At 62.0% G+C, this 22655-nt stretch carries 23 protein-coding genes and 1 pseudogene; 18 read left to right on the forward strand and 6 right to left on the reverse strand.

Annotated elements, in window-relative coordinates; all coding sequences use genetic code 11:
• The first annotated feature begins 71 nt into the window (after nt 1-71).
• The 3 genes from EQW76_RS09050 to EQW76_RS09060 are packed head-to-tail and all read left to right on the forward strand — an operon-like array spanning nt 72 to nt 2972.
• On the forward strand, nt 72-905 hold the full coding sequence (locus EQW76_RS09050) for a glycosyltransferase family 25 protein (RefSeq protein WP_142824057.1): 834 nt from the start codon (nt 72-74) through the stop codon (nt 903-905).
• Nucleotides 906-914: 9 nt separating this feature from the next.
• Nucleotides 915-1616 (forward strand): polysaccharide deacetylase family protein, encoded by a 702-nt coding sequence (locus EQW76_RS09055; RefSeq protein ID WP_142824058.1) that lies wholly within the window; start codon nt 915-917, stop codon nt 1614-1616.
• Nucleotides 1617-1631: 15 nt separating this feature from the next.
• Entirely contained in the window at nt 1632-2972 is a 1341-nt protein-coding gene (locus tag EQW76_RS09060; RefSeq protein ID WP_142824059.1) for an O-antigen ligase family protein, read from the forward strand.
• A gap of 7 nt (nt 2973-2979) precedes the next feature.
• Here the strand turns inward: EQW76_RS09060 and EQW76_RS09065 are convergent, their stop codons facing one another.
• Nucleotides 2980-3255, reverse strand: a complete 276-nt coding sequence (locus tag EQW76_RS09065) for a hypothetical protein (protein ID WP_142824060.1) — start codon at nt 3253-3255, stop codon at nt 2980-2982.
• Between the two features lie 181 nt (nt 3256-3436).
• Here EQW76_RS09065 and EQW76_RS09070 point away from each other — a divergent pair, with 181 nt between their 5' ends.
• Nucleotides 3437-3865, forward strand: a complete 429-nt coding sequence (locus tag EQW76_RS09070) for a DUF4174 domain-containing protein (RefSeq protein ID WP_142824061.1) — start codon at nt 3437-3439, stop codon at nt 3863-3865.
• Between the two features lie 33 nt (nt 3866-3898).
• Nucleotides 3899-4054 carry a hypothetical protein gene (locus EQW76_RS29345; RefSeq protein WP_162854765.1) on the forward strand — a complete coding sequence of 52 codons (156 nt, stop codon included), beginning with the start codon at nt 3899-3901 and terminating at the stop codon, nt 4052-4054.
• Between the two features lie 9 nt (nt 4055-4063).
• Here EQW76_RS29345 and EQW76_RS09075 read toward each other — a convergent pair whose 3' ends face one another.
• Complete coding sequence (locus tag EQW76_RS09075) at nt 4064-4945, reverse strand: LysR family transcriptional regulator (RefSeq protein WP_142824062.1); 882 nt, start codon at nt 4943-4945, stop codon at nt 4064-4066.
• A gap of 118 nt (nt 4946-5063) precedes the next feature.
• On the opposite strand from EQW76_RS09075, the gene EQW76_RS09080 reads away from it, so the two are divergent.
• The 8 genes from EQW76_RS09080 to EQW76_RS09115 all read left to right on the forward strand — a co-directional run bounded on the left by EQW76_RS09080 (nt 5064) and on the right by EQW76_RS09115 (nt 13672).
• Nucleotides 5064-6560: a CoA-acylating methylmalonate-semialdehyde dehydrogenase gene (locus EQW76_RS09080; protein ID WP_142824063.1), complete on the forward strand. Its 1497-nt coding sequence runs from the start codon at nt 5064-5066 to the stop codon at nt 6558-6560.
• 170 nt (nt 6561-6730) lie between these two features.
• A complete protein-coding gene (rirA, locus tag EQW76_RS09085; protein ID WP_142824064.1) occupies nt 6731-7219 on the forward strand; it encodes an iron-responsive transcriptional regulator RirA in 489 nt (162 codons plus the stop codon).
• A 352-nt stretch (nt 7220-7571) separates the two neighbouring features.
• Complete coding sequence (locus EQW76_RS09090) at nt 7572-9167, forward strand: ABC transporter substrate-binding protein (RefSeq protein ID WP_142824065.1); 1596 nt, start codon at nt 7572-7574, stop codon at nt 9165-9167.
• A gap of 84 nt (nt 9168-9251) precedes the next feature.
• Nucleotides 9252-10256: an ABC transporter permease subunit gene (locus EQW76_RS09095; RefSeq protein WP_142824066.1), complete on the forward strand. Its 1005-nt coding sequence runs from the start codon at nt 9252-9254 to the stop codon at nt 10254-10256.
• A 10-nt stretch (nt 10257-10266) separates the two neighbouring features.
• On the forward strand, nt 10267-11157 hold the full coding sequence (locus EQW76_RS09100; protein ID WP_142824067.1) for an ABC transporter permease subunit: 891 nt from the start codon (nt 10267-10269) through the stop codon (nt 11155-11157).
• The gene (locus tag EQW76_RS09105) at nt 11157-12173 is read left to right on the forward strand and encodes an ABC transporter ATP-binding protein (protein WP_142824068.1); all 1017 of its coding nucleotides are present in this window, start codon (nt 11157-11159) and stop codon (nt 12171-12173) included. Before EQW76_RS09100 ends, EQW76_RS09105 begins: the two co-directional genes overlap by 1 nt.
• The gene (locus tag EQW76_RS09110) at nt 12170-13123 is read left to right on the forward strand and encodes a peptide ABC transporter ATP-binding protein (protein ID WP_142824069.1); all 954 of its coding nucleotides are present in this window, start codon (nt 12170-12172) and stop codon (nt 13121-13123) included. The genes EQW76_RS09105 and EQW76_RS09110 overlap by 4 nt, the downstream gene beginning before the upstream one ends.
• A gap of 24 nt (nt 13124-13147) precedes the next feature.
• Entirely contained in the window at nt 13148-13672 is a 525-nt protein-coding gene (locus EQW76_RS09115) for a gluconokinase (protein WP_142824070.1), read from the forward strand.
• Nucleotides 13673-13682: 10 nt separating this feature from the next.
• Here the strand turns inward: EQW76_RS09115 and EQW76_RS09120 are convergent.
• The 4 genes and pseudogenes from EQW76_RS09120 to EQW76_RS09135 form a co-directional block, all read right to left on the reverse strand.
• Nucleotides 13683-14902 (reverse strand): annotated as a pseudogene (locus tag EQW76_RS09120) (YeeE/YedE family protein).
• 133 nt (nt 14903-15035) lie between these two features.
• A complete protein-coding gene (locus EQW76_RS09125; protein WP_142824071.1) occupies nt 15036-16283 on the reverse strand; it encodes an FAD-binding oxidoreductase in 1248 nt (415 codons plus the stop codon).
• Between the two features lie 87 nt (nt 16284-16370).
• Nucleotides 16371-16868 (reverse strand): isoprenylcysteine carboxylmethyltransferase family protein, encoded by a 498-nt coding sequence (locus EQW76_RS09130; RefSeq protein WP_142824455.1) that lies wholly within the window; start codon nt 16866-16868, stop codon nt 16371-16373.
• On the reverse strand, nt 16865-17959 hold the full coding sequence (locus tag EQW76_RS09135; RefSeq protein WP_257625665.1) for a 3-oxoacyl-[acyl-carrier-protein] synthase III C-terminal domain-containing protein: 1095 nt from the start codon (nt 17957-17959) through the stop codon (nt 16865-16867). The genes EQW76_RS09130 and EQW76_RS09135 overlap by 4 nt, the downstream gene beginning before the upstream one ends.
• Before the next feature lie 157 nt (nt 17960-18116).
• Between EQW76_RS09135 and EQW76_RS09140 the strand changes: the two genes are divergently transcribed.
• The 5 genes from EQW76_RS09140 to EQW76_RS09160 all read left to right on the forward strand — a co-directional run bounded on the left by EQW76_RS09140 (nt 18117) and on the right by EQW76_RS09160 (nt 22604).
• Nucleotides 18117-18653: a tetratricopeptide repeat protein gene (locus tag EQW76_RS09140; protein ID WP_142824073.1), complete on the forward strand. Its 537-nt coding sequence runs from the start codon at nt 18117-18119 to the stop codon at nt 18651-18653.
• Between the two features lie 62 nt (nt 18654-18715).
• Entirely contained in the window at nt 18716-19369 is a 654-nt protein-coding gene (locus EQW76_RS09145; protein ID WP_224128232.1) for an RNA polymerase sigma factor, read from the forward strand.
• Nucleotides 19366-20169, forward strand: coding sequence for an anti-sigma factor (locus EQW76_RS09150; protein ID WP_142824074.1), 804 nt, complete (start codon nt 19366-19368; stop codon nt 20167-20169). The genes EQW76_RS09145 and EQW76_RS09150 overlap by 4 nt, the downstream gene beginning before the upstream one ends.
• Nucleotides 20170-20314: 145 nt before the next feature.
• Nucleotides 20315-21871 (forward strand): Ppx/GppA phosphatase family protein, encoded by a 1557-nt coding sequence (locus tag EQW76_RS09155; protein ID WP_142824075.1) that lies wholly within the window; start codon nt 20315-20317, stop codon nt 21869-21871.
• A 13-nt stretch (nt 21872-21884) separates the two neighbouring features.
• Complete coding sequence (locus EQW76_RS09160; protein WP_142824076.1) at nt 21885-22604, forward strand: RlmE family RNA methyltransferase; 720 nt, start codon at nt 21885-21887, stop codon at nt 22602-22604.
• Nucleotides 22605-22655 lie beyond the last annotated feature (51 nt).

Raw genomic sequence — 22655 nt, forward strand, 5'->3', positions numbered from 1 at the left:
CACTTTCACCTAAGGCATCGATCAGATCCGTCTTCTAGACCGTCCATGGCCACGAAACCGAGGACGTATCGATGCACAACGCCTATCATCTGGAGCGGCCGCAGACCCTGGGCCTGCAGAAGCGTGCGACGAGCGTCGAAACCAGCCTGTCCTTGAAGGTGGAGCCATCCGCAAGGCCGCAGACGATCAAGGCATTCATCGTCCACCTTGGCCGCGCAAAGCAGCGTGCGGGCCAGGTCGAGCGGCTTGTGGAAACCTTGCCGGTGCCGGCCGAAGTCATCGAGGCCGTCGATGGCCTCGCTCTCAGCCAGGCCGACAGGGAGCGCGTCTACCACCGCAATCTGCATAAGCCGGCCTATCCCTTCCAGTTGAGCAACTCCGAGATCGCCTGCTTCCTGTCCCATCGGAAAGCCTGGGCGGCCATCGTCGAGCAGGGGCTGGATGCGGGCTTTGTCATCGAGGACGATGTCGAGCTGACTGCAGATTTCCCGGCAGCTTTTGCGGCTGCCAGCGCCTGCCTGACGCCGGGCGCATTCGTGCGCTTTCCGTTCCGGGACAACCGCGAGAGCGGCGAGGAAGTGTTTGCGCAGGATGCCGCCCGCGTCATCCGCCCGCAGGTCATCGGCCTCGGCATGGTTGCCCAGCTGGTCAGCCGTGGCGCCGCGATCCGCCTTCTGCAGGCCACCGAGATATTCGATCGGCCTGTCGACACGATGGTTCAGATGGAGTGGCTTTTGCATCTGTCACCGCTTACGGTGCTGCCGGGTGGCGTTCGCGAGATATCGTCGACCCTCGGAGGCACAAGCATGAAGCGCCACAGCACCTTCGCCGATAAACTGACCCGCGAGGTCATGCGTCCGCTGTACCGGGCCAAGGTGGCATTTCGTTCGCGATACTTCGTCTGAGGATCAGGATTGTCCGTTCCCATCCTCACCTACCACCAGATCGCCGTTCCCCCGTCGCGTCGGATACCGTTTCGGAGCATGGCCGTGCATCCGGATGATTTCCGGCGGCAGATGCATTTGCTGAAACGGTTTGGTTTCCAGGGCCTGTCGCTGCGCGAGGCGCTTCCCTACGTCAACGGCAAGAAGAAGGGCAAGGTCGTCGCCATCACCTTCGACGACAGCTATGCCAACGTTCATGAAAATGCCTTGCCGGTGCTGCGCGACTGCGGATTTACAGCGACGAATTTCGTCGTCGCCAATCAGATCGGTGGCCGCAACGAATGGGATATTCCGCTGGGCGTCCCGCCGTCGGCCTGCATGAACCTCGCACAATTGCGCGAATGGACGGCCCTCGGCAACGAGATCGGCTCCCACACGATGGATCACGCCCGCCTGCCGGACCTGTCGGCCGAGGATGCATGGAACCAGATTTTCCTGTCGCGGGTTGCGCTGGAGGATACGATCGACGACGAAGTCTCCTCCTTCTGCTTTCCCTACGGCGACGAGCGTTCCCTGCATCGCCAACTGGCGATAGAAGCCGGTTACAGCGTTGCGACGACGACCTGGCGCCGGCGGGCTCGCAAGTGCGACGATCCTTTCGGGCTGCCGCGGCTGACGATCCGCCGCAACGATTCATGGCTGCATTTCCTGAAGAAATGTCTTGTTGGCTAAGCGGGGGGCGTGCGTTTGCCGGGATCTGAAGCGCTGAAGCGAAACGCGTCGGAATGGCTTGTCGTCCTGCTATGGGTTGTAACCGCATCCGCGACGCTGATCGAAAACGACGCTTATCGCTACAGCGGCATTCTTCTTTTCGCCTACGGCCTGTATCGCTATCTCGCAATGGCAGAAAGACCGGCTGTCGGTTTGCCGGCATGGCTCTGCGTCGGATGGGGCAGTTACGCGCTCGGCCGCTTCCTGCTGCAATATCTTCTGGGAGCGGGCCATCCCCAGGGGGATGGCGAACTGATGTATGCGATGCCGCTGGCGTTCCCGAGCCTCGGCTTTGCGATGTTCATCGGCTGGCAGCAAATGCAGAAGGTGATCGCCACCTATTTCGGCGTTGCCCTTGCCACCCTGCTGTTCACCACCCGTTACCGGGCGATCATGGCCGGTGAAACCGTGCGGCCGCTGATCCAGCACAATCAGATCCACGGAGCGGTATGCTGCGGCGTCATCCTGATCTCCGCCTGCTTCTGGTTTATCCATTGTCGCAAATGCCCGACGGTCTCAAGGCAGTTGAGGACCTATGCCAGCATCGTCGCGCCGCTTGTCGCCATGCTCTGCATCTTCTGCATCTACGGGGCAAAATCCAAGGGCGTCTGGCTGGCGCTCGGCTTCTCCGGCCCCTTGCTGCTCCTGTCCATCGTCGGCTGGTTTCGCTCGAAGGCCGGACTCGCCTTCATCGGCTGCTTCGTGCTGTTGCTCGCAGCCGGCGGTTACTTCGTCTGGGGCAATCTGGAGAAAACTGCCGGACCGACCTTCATGGCGACCACGGGGCTCTATCAGGACATCGCTGCCGGAGAGCCGATCGGCAAGGCCGTGGCGGCCCGTATCGATGATGCGACGACGCCAAGGGCCATGGACGAACGACTGCAACTCTGGTCGAACGCCTGGGAACTTGTTGCCAGTGCGCCGCTGTTCGGCCTCGGAAACGCCTGGGAACCGCGCTGGCACAAGACCCACTATACGTCGGTCGACTACAACGCCATGCACAACGGATATCTGGAAATTCTCGTGCGGTATGGCGCGGTTGGTAGCGTATTTCTGGCTTTCATGGCTGTTGTCATGCTGCTTCAGGTCCAACGTGCCGCAAAGCTCGGCCTCGTTCCCCCGGCGGCCTTCCATGGCTACCTTCTCGTGCAGATATTCTTTGCCATCACGCTTCTCAGCAACTCCAACAATCGGCTGGCAATTGGTGAAACCATCATCATGCTGAGTTTCACGTTCGCGTTGGCCTGTAATCTCAGGATCCGTGCCAGCGCCAGCGAGGCGCGCGAAGGCATCGTCCTGGAGCGAGCTGGCACTTAAGTCTTCCTCAAGCCCAGCCGCCCACCGCATGTGTGGCAAGACGGGCTGCGGGGAGGGCGATCATGGCAAGCGGGAGCAAAAACCGAGGGTCCGGTTTGTGGCCAGGAATGAAGCATCCGACCATGCCGAGGCAGAGTGACAACCAGAACGCCTTCAGTGTGCTGACATCGGCACAAGCGAGAAAAGCATAGGACGCGAAAAACATCGCTGTCCCGCAGGTGGAGCGCGCAATGATGGCGCAGGGGTCGTTTGCCACGTCCGTGAATGTTATCTTCGAATGCATGCCGCCGCTCCCCGTCTATACGCTAGCAAAGACGAAGTGACCGATCCAGTCGTTCTGCAGCGGTACATGGAGTTATCGCTTCTCTTGCCGGTCGCCGATACGTTCAGTCGCGGGCAAGGTTGCGGATTTGTCATGGAACCGCTCCGACCGATTTCCGTTGAATGGATGACGGGAGATTTACATGAACAAGACACTTCTCTACGGCGCCACAAAAGTCGATGGTTCCACCGCCGTATCAAGCCTCGATATCTACCAGTGGAAAAGCCGTGTGCTGGTGATTTTTACGGACACCGACAACGCGCGCTGCAGCCGGCAGGAAAACCTGCTGCTCTCCGACAGGGAGGGACTGCAGGAACGTGATCTGGTCGTTCTGAAAGTGACGCAACACAACGCGGATGCGGTTTTCGGTGATGCCGGCCCGTTGGATGCGGACCGTCTCCGGGAAGAACTGGAAGCGCCTGAAGCCGGCATCTTCGCCGCGATCCTGATCGGCAAGGACGGCAGCGTCAAATTGCGTGCGGTCGAGCCGGTTGCCTGCGAGGAACTGTTCGAGATCATCGACGGAATGCCGATGCGCGCCGCAGAGACCACCCGCCAGCAAGACCGCTGATTTCCAATCCGCAAACCTTTGAAAGGAGCACCAATGTCTCAGCCCCTGAAGCCCGAAGAACAGCCCCCGATGCCGGCCCCGGGATGGACGCCTGTCCCGCCTATCGGCGAGCCAGAGCCCGACACCCTGCCGGACGAGGTGCCGCTGCCCAATCCGGACGAGAACGACGAGCCGCCGATGCAGGTGTGATCCTGCCCCTCAGAGAAACATGCCTCTTTCGTCGGTGACCAGTTCCTGAAGATAGTCGACGACGGTCCGGACGCGTATCAGGTCGCGTGCGGACTCGTGATAGGTCGTCCAGTAGGCCCGGCGTATGCTGGCGTCCGGCAGGATCTGGATCAATTCCGGATATTGGCGGGCAATATAGTCGTGGAGGATACCCACCCCTGCACCAGAACGCACCGCTTCGGTCTGGCCGATAGCTGTCGAGATTTCGAATGACGCATCCCAATTTCGCATCACCTCGTTGGTGAAGGCGAGGGACGCGGTGAAAATCAGATCCTCGACATAGCCGATCCGGAGATGCGATTTCAGGGCGTCCACGCTGCCTGGCACTCCGGCGCGGTCAAGATAGGCCTGCGAGGCATAGAGGCCGAGCGAATAGTCGGTGAGTTTCGCCGATATCAGGCGCCCTTGCTCAGGTCGCTCCAGCGTGATGGCGATGTCGGCTTCACGCTGCGAGAGCGAGAACGAGCGCGGCACGGGGACCAGCTGGATGCGCAATTCCGGATGCCGGGCGATCAGCTTGCCGAGCCTCGGTGCGAGGAACGATACGCCGAAGCCGTCAGGTGCGCCGATACGCACCGTTCCGGCTACCGTGCTGTCGAGGTGCCCGACGCTCGCCTGCGCGCGCAGCATCTCGGCCTCCATCCTTTCCGCAGCATGCAGGAAGATTTCACCCTCGGCCGTCAGTTCGCAACCGTTGGTCCGGCGCACCAGCAGCCGCGTCTTCAGCCGCTGCTCGAGCGTCGTCACCCGGCGGCTGAGCGTTGCGTGGTTGACGCCGAGCCGTTTAGACGCGGCGAGGATCTGCCCGGTCCGGGCGACGGCGAGAAACATGCGAACGTCGTCCCAGTCCATGATCGACCTTATGTCTATTTATGCACAACGGTTGATTATAGCAGCACATTGATTTGTGCAAATTGAAGTGCGAATGTCGGCCATCGTAAAACTGAGAGAAACCAGGGTAGGAGGCACCATGCGCGAGATCGGTCATTTCATCGGCGGCAAGGCCGTAGCCGGCACCAGCGGCCGCACCAGCAATATCTTCAATCCGGCCACCGGCGAAATCCAGGCGACCGTCGCGCTGGCAAGCGTCGAGGAGATGCGCGCCGCCGTTGCCAACGCCAAGGCAGCCCAGCCGAAATGGGCCGCCACCAACCCGCAGCGCCGCGCCCGCGTCTTCTTCAAGTTTGTCGAACTGCTCAACAAGCACATGGACGAACTGGCCGAGCTGCTGTCGCGCGAACACGGCAAGACCATCGAGGATTCCAAGGGCGACATCATTCGTGGCCTGGAAGTCTGCGAGTTCGTCTGCGGCATCCCGCACCTGCAGAAGGGCGAGTTCACCGAGGGCGCAGGTCCGGCCATCGACATGTATTCCATGCGCCAGGCTGTCGGCATCGGCGCCGGCATCACGCCGTTCAATTTCCCGGCAATGATCCCGATGTGGATGTTTGCTCCTGCCATCGCTTGTGGCAACGCCTTCATCCTGAAGCCCTCGGAGCGCGATCCGTCCGTGCCAATGCGTCTGGCCGAACTGATGATCGAAGCCGGTCTGCCGGCCGGCATCCTCAACGTCGTCAACGGTGACAAGGGCGCGGTCGACGCCATCCTCACCGATCCCGATATCGGCGCCATCTCTTTCGTCGGCTCCACGCCGATTGCCCGCTATGTCTACGGCACGGCGGCGATGAACGGCAAGCGGGCGCAGTGCTTCGGCGGCGCCAAGAACCACATGATCATCATGCCCGACGCCGATCTCGACCAGGCTGCGAACGCCCTGATGGGCGCCGGCTACGGCTCGGCCGGAGAGCGCTGCATGGCGATCTCGGTCGCCGTCCCGGTTGGCGAGGAAACCGCCAACCGTCTTATCGCCAAGCTGACGCCGATGGTCGAAGCCCTGCGCATCGGCCCCTACACAGATGAAAAGGCCGATCTCGGCCCGCTCGTCACCAAGGAAGCCCAGGCCCGCGTCACCGGCCTGATCGATCGCGGTGTGGAAGAGGGCGCCAAGCTCGTGGTCGATGGCCGCGGCTTCAAGCTGCAGGGCTATGAAGACGGCTATTTCGTCGGCGGCTGCCTGTTCGACAACGTTACGCCGGACATGGACATCTACAAGACCGAAATCTTCGGACCTGTTCTCTCCGTCGTTCGCGCCAAGAACTATGAAGAAGCGCTCGAACTGCCGATGAAGCACGAATACGGCAACGGCGTCGCCATCTATACCCGCGACGGCGATGCCGCCCGCGACTTCGCCTCGCGCATCAACATCGGCATGATCGGCATCAACGTGCCGATCCCTGTGCCGCTTGCCTACCACTCCTTCGGCGGCTGGAAGGCATCGAGCTTCGGTGACCTCAACCAGCACGGCTCGGACTCGATCAAGTTCTGGACCAAGACCAAGACGATCACCGCCCGCTGGCCATCCGGCATCAAGGACGGTGCCGAATTCGTCATGCCGACGATGAAGTAAAAGTCTTCAAGTGATCGACTTATCGACGGGCTCCCCTCAAGGGAGCCCGTTGACGTTGAGAGCCTGTGATGAAAACGAGTAAACGTGAACGAAAATTTCATCTTTTGGAATTGTTCAAAACTACCGTTGGTCCTATATACTTGGCTGAGGCTTTGATTCAGGAGACTGGCATGCGTTTGACCAAACAGACCAACTACGCGGTTCGCATGCTGATGTACTGCGCTGCCAACGAGGGCTACCTCAGCCGTATTCCTGAGATCGCCAAGGCCTATGGCGTTTCCGAGCTTTTCCTCTTCAAGATCCTGCAGCCGTTGACCAAGGCCGGCCTCATCGACACCGTGCGTGGCCGAAATGGCGGCGTGCGTCTCGGTCGTGCTGCCGACAAGATCAGCCTCTTCGATGTCGTCAAGGTCACCGAGGATAGTTTTGCAATGGCCGAATGCTTCGAGGACGGCGCTGTCGAATGCCCGTTGGTCGATAGCTGCGGCTTGAACTCGGCGTTGCGCAAGGCGCTCAATGCCTTTTTCGACGTGCTGGCAGATTATTCGATCGACGATCTCGTCAAGGCCCGTCCGCAGATCAACTTCCTGCTCGGCATCACCGATCGCGATCACAATGCCCTGAACAAGCGCATCGCCATCGCCGCCCCGGCAGCCTGAAGCTCTCCTCCGTCGCTCCGTCGTTTGATATGACAGCGCCTCCGCCATCGCGGATGCGGCTAGGTTGGGCTGTGACAAGTCCGTGCTGGCGCATCGTTCTTGGCCTGGTTGGAAGTACTTTAGCCCGCTTCAATTCGGAATCGCCTGTTCGGCCTGTCTAAAGCAACTAGTCAGATTTTGTTGTGTCTGCAGAAGGCGCGAATAAAACATCTGCTAAACTTGACCATCCGGAAAATTTTTGCCTTTGACATGTTGCTTTCGCCTCACAAATGTCGTTCCATCGCCACGCTCTGCGGATTGCATGGCCGCAAACACACAACTTCGAATAAGAACAAATTTGGGAAACGGCACCATGAAAAAGATCTCTGTTCTCTTGGCAGCGACGGCCCTGGCTTCGGTCATGGCAACGTCCGCCTGGTCTAAAACCCTGGTATACTGCTCGGAAGCATCGCCAGAGGGCTTCGACCCTGGCCTCTACACCGGCGGTCAGACCTTCGATGCGTCGTCGCGGACGGTTTACAATCGCCTGGTCGAGTTCAAGCATGGCGGCACCGAGATCGAGCCGGGTCTTGCCGAGAGCTGGACGATTTCTCCCGATGGCAAGGAATACACCTTCAAGCTGCGCCCGGGCGTCAAGTTCCAGACCACGGATTTCTTCACCCCGACCCGCGAGCTGACCGCCGACGACGTGATTTTCTCGTTCAATCGCCAGCTGAAGTCTGACAATCCCTGGAACAAGTACGTCGAAGGCGCATCCTGGGAATATTCCGCCGGCATGGGCTTCCCCGATCTGGTCAAGTCGATCGACAAGGTCGATGACCACACCGTCAAGTTCGTGCTGAACAAGCCCGAAGCGCCGTTCCTCGCCGACCTTGCGATGGACTTCGCATCGATCCTGTCGAAGGAATATGCCGACAAGCTGCAGGCTGACGGCAAGATGCCAATGTTGAACCAGCAGCCGCTTGGCACTGGTCCGTTCACCTTCGTCGCCTACCAGCCCGACGCCGTCATTCGCTACAAGGCCAACGACACCTATTGGCATGGCAAGGAAAAGATCGACGATCTCGTCTTCGCCATCACCACGGATGCTGCCGTTCGCGCCCAGAAGATGAAGGCCGGCGAATGCCATATCATGCCTTACCCGAACGCCGCCGACGTGGCTGATCTGAAGAAGGACCCTAACCTCAACGTGCTCGAGCAGCCTGGCCTGAACGTCTCGTTCCTCGCCTACAACACGATGGTTGCCCCGTTCGACAAGCCTGAAGTGCGCCGCGCGCTCAACATGGCCGTCAACAAGCAGGCCATCGTCGACGCCGTATTCCAGGGTGCTGCTGCCGTTGCCAAGAACCCGATCCCGCCGACAATGTGGTCGTACAACGACGCCGTAAAGGACGACAAGTACGATCCGGAAGCTGCCAAGAAGGCCCTCGAGGCTGCAGGCATCAAAGACCTGAAGATGAAGATCTGGGCCATGCCCGTCTCGCGTCCCTACATGCTGAACGCCCGTCGTGCAGCTGAACTGATGCAGTCGGATCTTGCCAAGATCGGCGTCACCGTCGAAATCGTCTCCTACGAATGGGCCGAATACCTGAAGCTGTCGAAGGACAAGGCCCGTGATGGCGCCGCCATCCTCGGCTGGACGGGCGACAATGGCGATCCGGACAACTTCCTCGACACGCTGCTCGGCTGCGAAGCCGTCGGCGGCAACAATCGCGCTCAGTGGTGCAACAAGGAGTTCGACAAGCTGGTGAAGGCTGCCAAGCAGACCTCCGATCAGGCCGAACGCACCAAGCTGTACGAAGAGGCGCAGGTCGTCTTCAAGCGCGAAGCCCCATGGAATACGCTCGACCACTCCATCGCCTTTGCGCCGATCAGCAAGAAGGTTACGGGTTACTTCATGGACCCGCTCGGCATTCACCGCTTTGACGGCGTGGATATCGCTGAATAAGATAGTACCCTAAAATCCGGTTCCCGGGCTTCATCCGGCGGTCAGGTCTCCTGATCGCCGGTGAATTTTTTGGATATATACGCCATGCTGCGCTTTCTCCTCGGACGCATCGCCATTCTGATCCCCACTTTCCTCGGGGTCTCGCTGATCGCGTTCTCCTTCATCCGGCTTCTCCCCGGCGATCCCGTCATGCTGATGTCCGGCGAACGGGTCATGTCCGATGTCCGTCATGCCCAGATCATGCACGATCTCGGCTTCGACCGGCCGATGTACATCCAGTATTTCTCCTATCTCGGCAACTTGCTGCACGGAGACTTCGGCACCTCGATCGTCACCAAGCGTTCGGTGCTCAGCGAGTTCCTGACGCTGTTTCCAGCAACGCTCGAACTGTCGCTCTGCGCCATTCTCCTGGCAATCTGTCTTGGCGTGCCGGCCGGTGTGTTTGCCGCCGTCAAGCGTGGCACCTGGTATGACCAGTCGATCATGGGCGTGGCGCTGGTCGGCTATTCCATGCCGATCTTCTGGTGGGGCCTGCTGCTGATCATCTTCTTCTCGGGCTATCTGCACTGGACGCCCGTTTCCGGTCGCATTTCGCTCATGTACTTCTTCAAGCCGGTCACCGGTTTCATGCTGATCGACAGCCTGCTGTCCGGCCAGCCCGGCGCCTTCAAGTCGGCAATGAGCTATCTGATCCTGCCGACCGTCGTGCTCGGCACCATCCCGCTCGCAGTCATCGCCCGCCAGACGCGTTCGGCGATGCTCGAAGTGCTCGGCGAGGACTATGTCCGCACCGCCCGTTCCAAGGGCCTGACGCCGTTTCGCGTCATCGGTGTGCATGCGCTGCGCAACGCCATGATCCCGGTCATCACCACCATCGGCCTGCAGATCGGCGTGCTGCTGGCCGGCGCCATCCTGACCGAGAGCATCTTCTCATGGCCCGGTATCGGCAAATGGATGGTCGATTCCGTCTTCAAGCGAGATTATGCGGTGGTCCAGGGCGGTCTTCTGCTAATCGCCGGCGTCATCATGCTCGTCAATCTGCTGGTCGATGTCACCTATGGTTTCATCAACCCTCGCATTCGTCACTAGGAGAGGCTGCATGAGCTCGGTCAGCACCAACACCGGCCATCCCTCCGCGCTTTCGGAGTTCTGGTACTATTTTTCCCGCAACAAGGGCGCCGTCATCGGACTTGCGGTGTTCCTTATCGTCCTCTTTCTGGCGATCTTCGCGCCATTCGTAGCGCCGCACGGCCCGAGCGACCAGATCCGCGAGAAGCTGCTGATGCCGCCGGCCTGGATGGCGGGCGGCGAGTGGTCGCATGTGCTCGGCACCGATGCCGTCGGCCGTGACATCCTGTCGCGACTGATCTTCGGCGCCCGCTTCTCGCTGTTCATCGGCTTGGTGGTGGTGACGCTGTCTGTTCTGACGGGCGTTGTCATCGGCCTGATCGCCGGCTTTTTCCGCGGCTGGCTCGACATCGCCATCATGCGGGTGATGGACATCATCCTGGCCTTTCCGTCGCTGCTGCTGGCACTGGTGCTGGTGGCGGTCCTCGGCCCCGGCCTCGTCAACGCGATGATCGCCATCTCGCTCGTCAACCAGCCGCATTTCGTACGCTTGGCGCGTGCCTCTGTCATGACCGAGCGCGAGAAGGAATATGTCATCGCCTCGCGGGTGGCCGGTGCCGGCACCATGCGGCTGATGTTCAAGACCATCCTTCCGAACTGTCTCGGGCCGCTGATCGTCCAGGCGACGCTCGCCTTTTCGGCGGCGATCCTCGATGCGGCAGCGCTTGGCTTCCTCGGCATGGGCGCCCAGCCGCCGACACCGGAGTGGGGCACGATGCTCGCCGAGGCTCGGGAATTCATTCAGCGCGCCTGGTGGGTGGTGACCTTCCCGGGTCTTGCCATCCTGATCACGGTGCTTGCCATCAACCTGATGGGCGACGGCCTTCGCGATGCCCTCGATCCAAAATTGAAGAGGTCGTGATGTCCCTTCTCGATATCCAAAATCTGACCGTCGAATTCCAGACCTCGTCCGGTGTGTTCCGCGCTGTCGATGGCGTGTCGCTCACCTGCGACAAGGGCGAGATCCTGTCGATCGTCGGCGAATCTGGTTCCGGCAAGTCGGTGGCGATGCTGGCGGTCATGGGCCTGCTCCCATGGACGGCGAAGATCACCGCCGATCGCATGATGTTTGACGGCAACGACTTGCGCGGCATGTCCGGTCGCCAGCGCCGCAGCATCATCGGCAAGGACATGGCGATGATCTTCCAGGAGCCGATGTCCAGCCTCAATCCGTGCTTCACGGTCGGCTTCCAGATCGGCGAGACCCTGCGGGTCCACATGGGTCTAGATCGCAAGGCAAGGCGCGCCCGCTCCATCGAATTGCTGCAGTTGGTCGGCATTCCCGCCCCGGAGGAACGGCTGTCGAACTTCCCGCATCAGATGTCGGGCGGCATGAGCCAGCGCGTGATGATCGCCATGGCGCTCGCCTGCGATCCGAAGCTTCTGATTGCCGACGAACCGACAACGGCGCTCGATGTCACCATCCAGGCCCAGATCCTCGATCTGCTCGTGCGCTTGCAGCAGGAAAAGGGCATGGCCCTTGTACTCATCACCCACGACATGGGTGTGGTGGCCGAAACCGCCGAGCGCGTTCAGGTCCAGTACGCCGGCCAGAAGGTCGAGGAGCAGCCGGTCAAGGAGCTGTTCCGCGACCCGCATCATCCTTATACCGCAGCGCTGCTGTCGGCACTTCCGGAACGGGCCGTCGTCGGCCAGCGCCTGCCGTCTATCGCCGGTGTCGTTCCCGGCCAGCACGACCGTCCGCCGGCCTGTCTGTTTGCGCCGCGCTGTTCGTTCGCGACCGCCGAATGTGATCGCGCGGTCGTCCGCCAGGGCGCCGATCTCGGCAATGCCCTGTGCAATTATCCGCTGGTCAAGGGCGTTCCGCTCAACCATCCCGGCGTTCGTGTCGCAGTATCTGCAGGAGACGTCCGATGAGCGGCGCCGTTCTCGAAGGGCGCGATCTCGCCCGCTACTACACCGTCAATCGTGGCATGTTCAAGCCGGACGCCACCGTCAAGGCGCTGAACGGCGTCAGCTTCAGCCTCTATTCCGGCAAGACGCTGGCCGTCGTCGGCGAATCCGGTTGCGGCAAGTCGACGCTCGCACGCCTGGTCACGATGATCGAGGATCCGACCGCCGGCGAACTGCTGATCGACGGCAAGCCGGCCCGTATCGGCGACCGCAGCCTTCGCAGCCAGGTGCAGATTGTTTTCCAGAACCCCTACGGCTCGCTCAATCCGCGCCAGAAGGTCGGGGCGATCCTCGAAGAGCCGCTGAAGATCAACACAACGGAAGATGCAGCCACCCGCCGCGCCAAGGCGGAGGCGATGATGGAGCGCGTCGGTCTACGGCCTGAGCACTACGACCGCTATCCGCACATGTTCTCCGGCGGCCAGCGCCAGCGCATCGCAATTGCCCGCTCGCTGATGCTGCGGCCGAAGGTGCTGGTTCTCGACGAGCCGGTCTCTGCGCTCGATCTGTCGATCCAGGCACAGGTGCTGAACCTGCTGATGGACCTGCAGAAGGAAATGGGGCTCGCCTATCTCTTCATCTCGCACGGCCTGTCTGTTGTGCGCCACATCGCAGATGATGTCATGGTCATGTATCTCGGCCGCCCGGTCGAGACTGGTAGCGCCGCCGATGTCTTTGCCCATCCGCGTCATCCCTACACCGCAGCCCTGCTGTCGGCGACGCCGATTGCCGATCCCGAGCGCGCCAAGACGCGCATCCGCCTTCAGGGCGAACTGCCGTCGCCGCTCAATCCGCCGACTGGCTGCCACTTCAATCCGCGCTGCTGGAAAGCGCAGGATCTCTGTCGGACAAACGAGCCGCTGCTTGACCAGGCTGCGGCGCATGGGTTTGCCTGCCATTTTCCGCTGGACTGAACACGAGTAACAGGACCGCATGCAATGAGTGAACCAATCGGCCCCCGGGCTATCGTCGTCATGGGCGTCAGCGGCAGCGGCAAGACCTCGATTGCCGAGGCAATTGCCGGCAAGCTGGTCTTCAAGTTCGTCGAAGGGGATGCCCTGCATCCGTCTGCCAACGTCGAGAAGATGAGCCGTGGCACACCTTTGACGGATGAGGATCGCTGGCCCTGGCTCGACCTGATCGGTGCCGAGATCGCCGCAGCCGTGGCTCGCGGCGAAGGCATCGTCGTGACATGCTCGGCGCTGAAGCGCACCTATCGCGACCGCCTGCGGCGCGAAGCCGGCGGCGCGCTTGCCTTCGTCTATCTCGAAGGCTCCCGCGCCTTGCTCAACACCCGCATGGGCGAGCGCAAGGGCCACTTCATGCCGACATCGCTGCTCGAAAGCCAGTTGGCGACGCTGGAAGTGCCGACCGGCGAACCCGGCGTGGTCACCGTCGATATCGACGACAGCATCGACGGCATCGTCGCTGCGGCAGTCAAGGGTCTCGCTGCAATCGGCTGACCAGAACTGGTCAGCCGTCTGCCCGCGACAGCACTCTGCGCTCGAAGAAGAAGTAGGGGCGGAGCCGCACGCCGAGCACGTTGCCGGCGAAAGCGGCAACGGCCCAGAGATAGCCGTGAAGACTGCCGGAGGCTATGCCGGAGAAATAGGCGCCGATATTGCATCCGTAGGCGATGCGGGCGCCATAGCCGAGCAGAAGCCCGCCGACGACAGCCGCAAGGATAGAGCGCAGCGGAATGTCGAGGCTCGGCGCAAACCGCCCGGCAAGCGACGATGCCAGCATCGCGCCGGCAATGATGCCGAAATCCATCACCGAGGTGACATCGGCAAAGACGCTGTCCGTCAGAGCTTTCGCATTGGCCGGCGTCTGCCAGTAGGTCCAGGCGGTCGGATCGATGCCGATGAGCGCTGCGCCCTTGGCGCCCCAGAGCGCGAATGCGGATGTGATACCCCAAGGACGACCGGCAATCGAAAGCGTCGCGAAATTCAGCAGGGCCAGCGCGACCGCACCGAGGACGAGCGGCCATGGACCGCGCAGCAGGCGCTGCAGACCGTGACGCCTGGCTGGCGCCTCGGTCTCGAGTGCCCCGTGCCGGCGCTTTTCCACCAGAACCGTCAGCCCGGCGATGACTGCAAAAATGGCGAGCGAGACCGCAATGCCGCCAACTGCGCCGAAACTCTGTACCAGCGAAATCGGTGGAAGCGCGGGCAGGCTCACCACCAGTCGAAGTTGACGGTGCCCAGAACCGAGCCGACGACAAAGAAGAACAGGGTGACCAGCATGCGGGCATTGCCGCCGCCAGCGGTAAACAGCGTGCCTGAAGCGCAGCCGCCGCCGAGTTGCATGCCGATGCCGAACATGAAGGCACCGACGATGACGCCGATCCCGGCCGGCGAGACCGAGCCCTTCACCTCATGGCCGAACAGCGACCCGCTTGCAAGGAATGGAAAGAACAGGATGACAGCGAGCGCCAGCAGGATCATCTGCACCCGCAGTCCGCGCCCGCGCCCATCGACGATAAACACCCGCCATGCGGAGGTGAAACCGAAGGCAGCGTGGTAGAGCGCAATGCCGAGTGCTCCACCGACGAGGAACAGCGCACCTTGGGCCGGGCCGTAGAAATAGCCCAGAAGCACTGTGCCCAGTACCAATGCGGCGAGCGATCCTACCCCCGGCGCTCCCAGCAGTGGGGCTTTGGTCTCGTTGATGGACGGCGAGGCGACAGACATGACATGCTCCTGATTGCAGGAAGCACTTTTACGCCTGTTCCTCTCCCGGCGAGAGGAACACTATTCTTCAGTTGTGCGAAAAAGCGAACGAGCATGCCATGACTGCGGGCAACGGGGACATGATTGTCGCCCCTCAGGGCCGAAAGCGCTCCGGTCCATAGGCCGAAATATCGATGAACGGCGCTTCCCCGGTGATCATCTCGGCCAGAACGCGACCGGTGACCGGGCCAAGCGTCAGACCGTGATGCGCATGACCGAAGCCGAACCACAAGCCTTGATGGCGCGGTGCCTTGCCGATGACAGGCATCATGTCGGGCGTGCACGGACGGGCACCCATCCATGGCTCAGGATCCAGCCGCTCGCCGAGCGGGAAGATTGTGCGGGCGACCTTTTCGGCGCGGTCGAGCTGCACCGGCGTCTTCGGCGCATCGCGGGATGCAAATTCGGCGCCTGTCGTCAGCCTGATGCCCTGGTTCATCGGCGCCAGAAAGTAGCCGCGCTCCTTGTCCAGCGTCCAGTTGTTGAGAACGGCATTGCCCTCGGTCGCATAATGCATGTGATAGCCGCGCTTGACGCCAAGCGGAAAATTGTAGCCCAGGCGGTAGGTCGCGGTGTCGGCCCAGGGACCGAGCGCCAACACGGCATCGTCGGCCTGCAACGGGCCTTCCGAAGTCATCACCCGCCAGCCCGATCCCGACTGGCCGAGCGAGGCTGCGTCGCCGCGCACGAACCGGCCGCCGAGGCTCTCGAAATAGCGCATATAGGCGTTGGTGAGCCCGGCAGGGTCGAGCACCGACCAAGGATCCTTCCATCGCAGACCGCCGACGAACTGGCCCATGATGTTCGGCTCGGCACGGGCGACGTCGGCGGGGGTCATCGCCTCGAAATCCACCGCGTATTCGCGCTTCAGCTTGGCGGCCTCGGCAAATTCCTCGTCGCGCTTGGCCTCGGTGCGAAAGATCTCCATCCAGCCATCCTTACGGATCAGATGTTCGGCGTCTGAGGCCTGGATCAGGTCGGCATGTTCGAGGATCGAGTTCTCGATCAGCGGCGCATAGGCCCGGGAGATCAATGCATGCCGCTTGGCATTGGAGTTCCACCAGTACTTCGCGAGGAATGCCAGCTGGCCGGGCAGGGCGCGCAGATGATAGTGGGCATCGATGCGGTTGTTCAGCGCATATTTCAGCAGCAGGCCAAACTGCTGGGGGAAACCATAGGGAACGACACCTTCGCGCTGGATCAGCCCGGCATTGCCGAAACTCGTTTCCTGGCCGGGCTGCTTGCGGTCGATCAGCGTCACCTGCCGGCCGCGGCGCTGCAGGTGGATTGCGGTCGATACGCCGACAATGCCGGCGCCAAGCACGATTGCGTCTTTTGTCATAATTCCCTGCGGTCGGTCAGCATTTTCAAACCCGGAAAGTGCCTGTCGAATTGCTGCGTTGCAAATAAAAAATGAGACCGTGCAAGCTTAAAGCATCGCGTCCTTCAATGCCTTGTTCTCGGCCTTGATGCGGACGGTCAGCATCGCCGCGTTGAGCAGCGAGAAAACGAGCGCAAACAGCGGCAGTCCGAACGCCAGCGGCAGAGCTGCGATCTCGCCGACGACGATCACATAGTTCGGATGGCTGAAGAAGCGGTAGGGTCCCGTGACGATCCTCGGGGTATTCGGCAGGACGATGATCCGCGTCGTCCATCGCCCGCCAAGGGTGGCAAGAATCCAGACGCGTAGCAGCTGCAGAACGGCAAAGACGGCCAGCCAGAACAGGTTGATGGGCTGGTTCCAGCCGAAGACCCACAGGCCAACCAGCCAGGCCGCGTGCATGACCACCATATAGGGGTAATGCTCCGCCCCGATCTCGCGTCCGCCTCTCGCCATCAGCGCCTTGGTGTTGCGCTTGGCGTGCACCAGTTCGGCCAGGCGCTGCAGGGTGACGAAGGTCAGGAGTGCAATTGCAGGCAACATCAGGCGACCCTCTTCAGCGTGACGCAACTGGCCGTGAAGCCCGGTCCCATGGCGACCATCGCCGAGCGTTCGGGCAGGCCTGCGGCAATGGCCCGTTCGAGCACGAAAAGCACGGTCGGAGACGACATGTTTCCATATTCGGCGATGACGGCGCGCTCGTGGTCAAGCGATCCCGGTTCCAGTCCGAAGGTCGCTTCCAGCGCGACCAGGACCTTGGCGCCGCCGGGATGGCAGATGAACCGGTCGATATCGGAAAGTGCCAGCCCCGAGCGCGCCAGGATCGAGGCGATTGCCGGACCCACCTCCGCCTCGGCAAATCGCGGCAGCGACTGCTCGAGGATGATGCCGAAGCCGGCGTCGTCGATCTGCCAGCCCATGATACCGAGCGTATCCGGAAATAGGTGCTCGCCCGTCGTCTCCACCTCGGCCAGCCCGCCGGGCCCTGCGCGCAGGATACAGGCGGCTGCGCCGTCGCCGAACAGCGCGGTGGCGATGATATTCGGCTTGGTCGGGGCATCCAGCCGGAACGACAGCGAACAGAGTTCGATGGCGACGAACAGCACGGTCGCCCCGGGCCGGCCCCTGGCCATGCGCGTGGCAATGCCAAAGCCCGAGACACCGGCAGCACAACCCAGCCCGAAAACGGGAACGCGCTCGATATCGGCGCGGAAACCCATCTGGCCGGCCAGCCGCGCCTCGAGGCTTGGCGTCGCAAAGCCGGTCGACGATACGGTGACGATGCAGTCGATATCGGCCGCCGTCAGACCAGCGTGATCTAGCGCCTTTGTGGTTGCCTCGACGAAAAGTGCGCTGGCGACCTCGGCATAGGCGGCGAGCCGGTCTTTCCAGGCGTGCGGTTCGGAGAACCATGACAAAGGTCTCGCCGAATGCCGCTTGGTGATCCCGGCATTGTCGAAGACGCGCGATAGCGGCTTGAATTCGCGGTAGCGATCCGAGAACAGTCGGGCGGCCATTTCCTTGGCTTCCGACTGCAAAATGACGTGCTCGGGCGTGGCAACGGCCAGTCCGACGAGCTTAACTTGGTCTGTCAAAAACTGTCTCCTTTGGCGCTGTTCGCGCGCTGCTGCCGACAACACTTGGTACGTTGAAATATTCGATGTGGGGCGATCACTTGGTCGTGAGAACAGGCAAACGAGTGATGCATGGAAATAGTTGCTCAGCCGTCGAATAATCCACCGGCCTCGGGTGTTCTCCTGCCGCAACGTTCAATTCAGCCAAGGAGACCTTCCCATGACGAACACTGCAATTCGCTTCGCAACAATCGCGGTCGGCGCCTGCCTGACCCTCGGCACCCTGACTGTGCCTGTCTTTGCCGCCGGCGACAGCGAGAGCGCGCCGCCGACCTGCAAGAAGGGCGAAGTCTACGACAAGAAGGAAAAGAAGTGCGTCAAGCAGTCCGGCGCCAATATCAGCGATGAAGACCGCGCCGACTATGCCTATGCGCTGGCCAAGGAAGGCCGTTACGAGGAAGCGCTGGCCATGCTCGATACCGTGAAGGACCAGAACAACGCCGAGGTGCTGAACTATCGCGGCTATGCGACCCGCAAGCTCGGCCGCACTGATGAGGGCATTTCCTACTACCTGCAGTCGGTCAAGCTCGATCCGAAATACGCCAAGGTCCGCGAATATCTGGGCGAGGCCTACGTCATCAAGGGTCAGGTCGATCTCGCCAAGGACCAGCTGGCCACCATCCAGTCGATCTGCGGCACCGGCTGCGAAGAGTATCAGGACCTGCATGAGGCCATCGAGCATCCTGCCAAGATCTGATCTCCTCCTCTCGGCATCGTCACGCCGGTCACCATCAACGGCGTCTGCGAAAGGGCATCCGCTTGTCAGTCGCTCCTTTGACATTTCCGCCCTATGGGCGGGTGACGGTTCCGGCCTATAGTCGGACAACAGCGCAGTCGCCGGCCAAACCGGCGGCTCGCAGCACAACCTTGCCTGCGGAGGATGCCATCGCCAGCGAAGACGACATCAGGGCCGGCCTGTCGCAGCATCTGAAGCGCCTCTGGCGCTATGCCATCGTGCTCTCGAGGCAGCGCGATGTCGCCGACGATCTCGTCCAGGCAACATGCGTGCGGGCCCTAGAGCGAGCCGGCCAATACGATCCCGGTACAAGGCTTGATCGCTGGCTGTTCGCGATCCTGCATTCGATCTGGCTGAACGAGGTGCGTTCGCGGCGGGTCCGGATGGGCCAGGGCTTTGTCGAGGCTGACGAAATCCTCGTGTTCGACGGCGCCGCGCAGACGGAAACGCATCTCATGGCCGTACAGGTCATGCGCAAGGTCCAGGACCTGCCGGAGGCCCAGCGGACTGCTGTCTTTCTGGCCTATGTGGAAGGCCTATCCTACCGCGAGGTGGCGACCGTCCTCGACGTGCCCATTGGCACCGTGATGAGCCGGCTGGCCGCCGCAAGGGCCAAACTCGCGGAGAACATGGCGCCATCGGACGGCGAGAGACGATCGAACGAGGAACGGCGATGAGCACCCGCGACAGAAATCATGGTCTCTCCGACGAATTGCTGACCGCCTTCATCGATGGTGAACTCGGCGCCGACGAGGCTGCAAGGGTGGAGGCGCTGATCGGCGCCGATCCTTCGGTTGCCGAGCGCTTCGACCAGCTCAGCCGCGCCGATCTTCCCTATGCCGCTGCCTTCGAGCCGCTTCTGGACGCAGCGCCGGGCGACCGGCTGGAGGCCATGCTCGCATCCATTCCACCCGTAAAAGCCAGTCATCGATTTACCGCCGCCATCGGCCGGCGCGGTTTCCTCGCCGCGGCAGCCGCCTGTGTCATTGCCGGCATTGCCATCGACCGTGCCGTCATCGGTGTCGATCGCCGATTGAACCAGCCGGGCGAGGGCGCCGAATGGCGCGCTGTCGTCGCCGACTATGTCGCGCTTTACAGCCCGGATACGCTGAGTGCGCCCGCAGGCGACAGGGCGGCGCAACTGGCGGAACTCGACCGGGTCGGATCGAAGATCGGCCTTTCCCTCAGCCCCGAGGCCATCGCTCTTCCCGGTGCCGATTTCCGTCGAGCTCAAGTGCTGCAATACGACGGCGAACCGCTGGCCCAGATCGCCTATCTCGACCCGGAGGACGGCCCGATGGCGCTGTGTATCGTCAAATCTGCAGGCGCTGCCGCAGGACCTGAAACGGAACGCCGTCACGGCATGAATGTCGTCTACTGGTCGGCCAGAGGACACGCCTTCATGCTGATCGGCCACGCCGACGCCGACCGTATGAAGATCGCGGCGGAGCAGGTGCGGGCCAGGCTTTCCGCATGAGACGGTAGCATGGTGGCTCAACCGGCACTGTATTCAAAAAGAATTTGGCGAAAGCCGCGCATGCTGGTATCCTCGCACCAACGAAAATCAAATGAGTGCCAGCTGCATGCCGTTACGGCCTTGCGCGGTGCGATGGAAGACACACGTGGAAGACCCCGACAGCGGCTCAAAGCCGCAAACAGGCGGGGCGTCGGTAGCAGAGCGTGGGAAAAAACCTTCCCGGCGCGCGAGGCGAAAGCGTGGCGGACCTCCGCGCGAAATAGCCTCCCCTGCGGAACCAGGCCCGATCAGCGCCGCTGATCCCGCCATGCGCCCCAAAGATAACAAAAGCACCCAGCCGCATGGCAAGCGGAAGCGTCGCCGTCGTGCCAATGGCGGCGAGCGCACGACCGTCGCGGTGGCCGATGCGACGATCCATGTCATGACGATTGTCGAGGCACATCCCGAGCGGCCGTCGCTGGCTCAGGCTCCCAAAAACGGTGCGAACCGACGCAAGCATCGTGGCAAGCGCGGTTTGCAGGGGCGTCCCCTCGCGCAGGAAAAGCCGGCACATGTGGTCCCTCCTGCCCACGGCGCCGCGAATGCCCGCAATGCCGCGCAGCACCATGTTCATGGCCGGCATCAGCCGCAGACGCATGCCGATCCGAAGCCTGCCGCCGACAGCATCGATCACCACCACCAGCAGCCGGTCGATCTCTATGCGGCGCTGGATCTCGGCACCAACAACTGCCGGCTGCTGATCGCCCAGCCTACGCGTCCCGGGCAGTTCCGCGTCATCGATGCGTTCTCTCGCATTGTCAGGCTCGGCGAGGGCCTCGGTGCCAGCGGGCGGCTTTCGACAGATGCCATGGACCGCGCCGTGGAAGCACTGCGCATCTGTGCCGCGAAGCTGAAGGCGCGCGATATCCGCCGGATGCGGTTGATTGCCACGGAAGCCTGCCGCGCCGCCGAAAATGGCGAGCTGTTCCTCGCGCGCGTTCTCGAGGAAACCGGTCTCGAGCTCGAGATCATCGACCGGGAGACAGAAGCGCGCCTTGCCGTCTCCGGTTGCTCCTCGCTGGTCGGCCCGGAAGCCCGCTCCGTGGTGCTGTTCGACATCGGTGGTGGCTCGTCCGAGATTGCCGTCATTCGCATCGACGATCACCGCTCCAGCCGCCTTGCCAACCACATCACCCACTGGACGTCGCTGCCGGTCGGCGTCGTCACCCTGTCGGAGCGTCACGGGGGCCGCGACGTCAGCCCTGTCGTCTTCGAGGCAATGATCAACGAAGTCGAGGGCATGCTCGACAAGTTCGATTGCCCGCCGTCGCCGCTTGCTATGCGCGACAGCACGGATTTCCACCTGATCGGCACCTCCGGAACGGTGACGACGCTCGCCGGCGTCCATCTCGATCTGCCGCGTTACGACCGTCGCAAGGTCGACGGCGTCTGGCTGTCCGACGACGAGGTGACGGCAATGCAGGCAAAGCTGCTCTCCTGGGATTTCGCCGGTCGCGCTGCCAATCCGTGCATCGGGCCAGATCGCGCCGATCTGGTCCTGGCCGGCTGCGCCATTCTCGAGGCCATCCGCCGCCGTTGGCCGAGCCCGCGCATGCGCGTTGCCGATCGTGGATTGCGTGAAGGCCTGCTCACCGACATGATGGCAGATGACGGGGTCTGGCGGCGCGGTCGCTCGCGCCGCGGCTATCGTCCGAACAATTGAAGGGGTCGTATCGATGACCAAACCACCCGTAGGTGCCAACCGCACCGGCCGCAAGCTTGGCCAGCGCGTCACCAAGAAGAAGATGAAAGCCTCGTCGCGCCAGTGGCTGCATCGTCACATCAACGATCCCTACGTGCAGCGGGCGCAGCTCGAGGGTTATCGCGCCCGAGCCGCCTTCAAGCTGCTGGAGATCGACGAGAAGCATCACATCCTCAAGGGTGCGCAGCGCATCATCGACCTCGGTGCGGCCCCAGGCAGCTGGTCGCAGATCGCTGCCAAGGTGACCGGCTCGACCGACGAGGACATCCGCGTCGCTGCGATCGACTTCCTCGAAATGACGCAGCTGCCGGGCGTCAAGATCCTGCAGCTCGACTTCCTCGACGAACACGCACCGCGCCTCCTGATCGAGGCGGTTGGCGGCCAGCCGGATATCGTTCTCTCCGACATGGCAGCCCCGACCACCGGCCATCATCGCACCGACCACCTGCGCACCATGCATCTCTGCGAAGTCGCTGCCTATTTCGCTATCGAAGTGCTGGCTGAAGGCGGCCATTTCCTGGCAAAGACCTTCCAGGGTGGCGCCGAGCGTGACCTGCTGACGCTGCTCAAGCAGAACTTCAAGCAGGTCGTACACGTCAAGCCGGCCTCGTCGAGGCAGGAATCCGTCGAGATGTTCCTGCTTGCCAAGGGCTTCAAAGGTCGCAAGGCGGATATCGAAGAAGAGACGAATTAAGCCTAGTTTCCAAATTATTCAAAGCATCACTATGAATAGCCAGTCTCTCTG

The organism is Rhizobium sp. rho-13.1 (assembly GCF_007000305.1).
In the GTDB taxonomy this organism is placed as follows: domain Bacteria; phylum Pseudomonadota; class Alphaproteobacteria; order Rhizobiales; family Rhizobiaceae; genus Rhizobium; species Rhizobium rhododendri.

Coding starts and splice junctions, on each gene's coding strand:
- EQW76_RS09050 (WP_142824057.1), top strand. CDS start 72: ATGCACAACGCCTATCATCTGGAGCGGCCGCAGACCCTGGGCCTGCAG.
- EQW76_RS09065 (WP_142824060.1), bottom strand. CDS start 3,255: ATGCATTCGAAGATAACATTCACGGACGTGGCAAACGACCCCTGCGCC.
- EQW76_RS09070 (WP_142824061.1), top strand. CDS start 3,437: ATGAACAAGACACTTCTCTACGGCGCCACAAAAGTCGATGGTTCCACC.
- EQW76_RS29345 (WP_162854765.1), top strand. CDS start 3,899: ATGTCTCAGCCCCTGAAGCCCGAAGAACAGCCCCCGATGCCGGCCCCG.
- EQW76_RS09075 (WP_142824062.1), bottom strand. CDS start 4,945: ATGGACTGGGACGACGTTCGCATGTTTCTCGCCGTCGCCCGGACCGGG.
- EQW76_RS09080 (WP_142824063.1), top strand. CDS start 5,064: ATGCGCGAGATCGGTCATTTCATCGGCGGCAAGGCCGTAGCCGGCACC.
- rirA (WP_142824064.1), top strand. CDS start 6,731: ATGCGTTTGACCAAACAGACCAACTACGCGGTTCGCATGCTGATGTAC.
- EQW76_RS09090 (WP_142824065.1), top strand. CDS start 7,572: ATGAAAAAGATCTCTGTTCTCTTGGCAGCGACGGCCCTGGCTTCGGTC.
- EQW76_RS09095 (WP_142824066.1), top strand. CDS start 9,252: ATGCTGCGCTTTCTCCTCGGACGCATCGCCATTCTGATCCCCACTTTC.
- EQW76_RS09100 (WP_142824067.1), top strand. CDS start 10,267: ATGAGCTCGGTCAGCACCAACACCGGCCATCCCTCCGCGCTTTCGGAG.
- EQW76_RS09105 (WP_142824068.1), top strand. CDS start 11,157: ATGTCCCTTCTCGATATCCAAAATCTGACCGTCGAATTCCAGACCTCG.
- EQW76_RS09110 (WP_142824069.1), top strand. CDS start 12,170: ATGAGCGGCGCCGTTCTCGAAGGGCGCGATCTCGCCCGCTACTACACC.
- EQW76_RS09115 (WP_142824070.1), top strand. CDS start 13,148: ATGAGTGAACCAATCGGCCCCCGGGCTATCGTCGTCATGGGCGTCAGC.
- EQW76_RS09125 (WP_142824071.1), bottom strand. CDS start 16,283: ATGACAAAAGACGCAATCGTGCTTGGCGCCGGCATTGTCGGCGTATCG.
- EQW76_RS09140 (WP_142824073.1), top strand. CDS start 18,117: ATGACGAACACTGCAATTCGCTTCGCAACAATCGCGGTCGGCGCCTGC.
- EQW76_RS09150 (WP_142824074.1), top strand. CDS start 19,366: ATGAGCACCCGCGACAGAAATCATGGTCTCTCCGACGAATTGCTGACC.
- EQW76_RS09160 (WP_142824076.1), top strand. CDS start 21,885: ATGACCAAACCACCCGTAGGTGCCAACCGCACCGGCCGCAAGCTTGGC.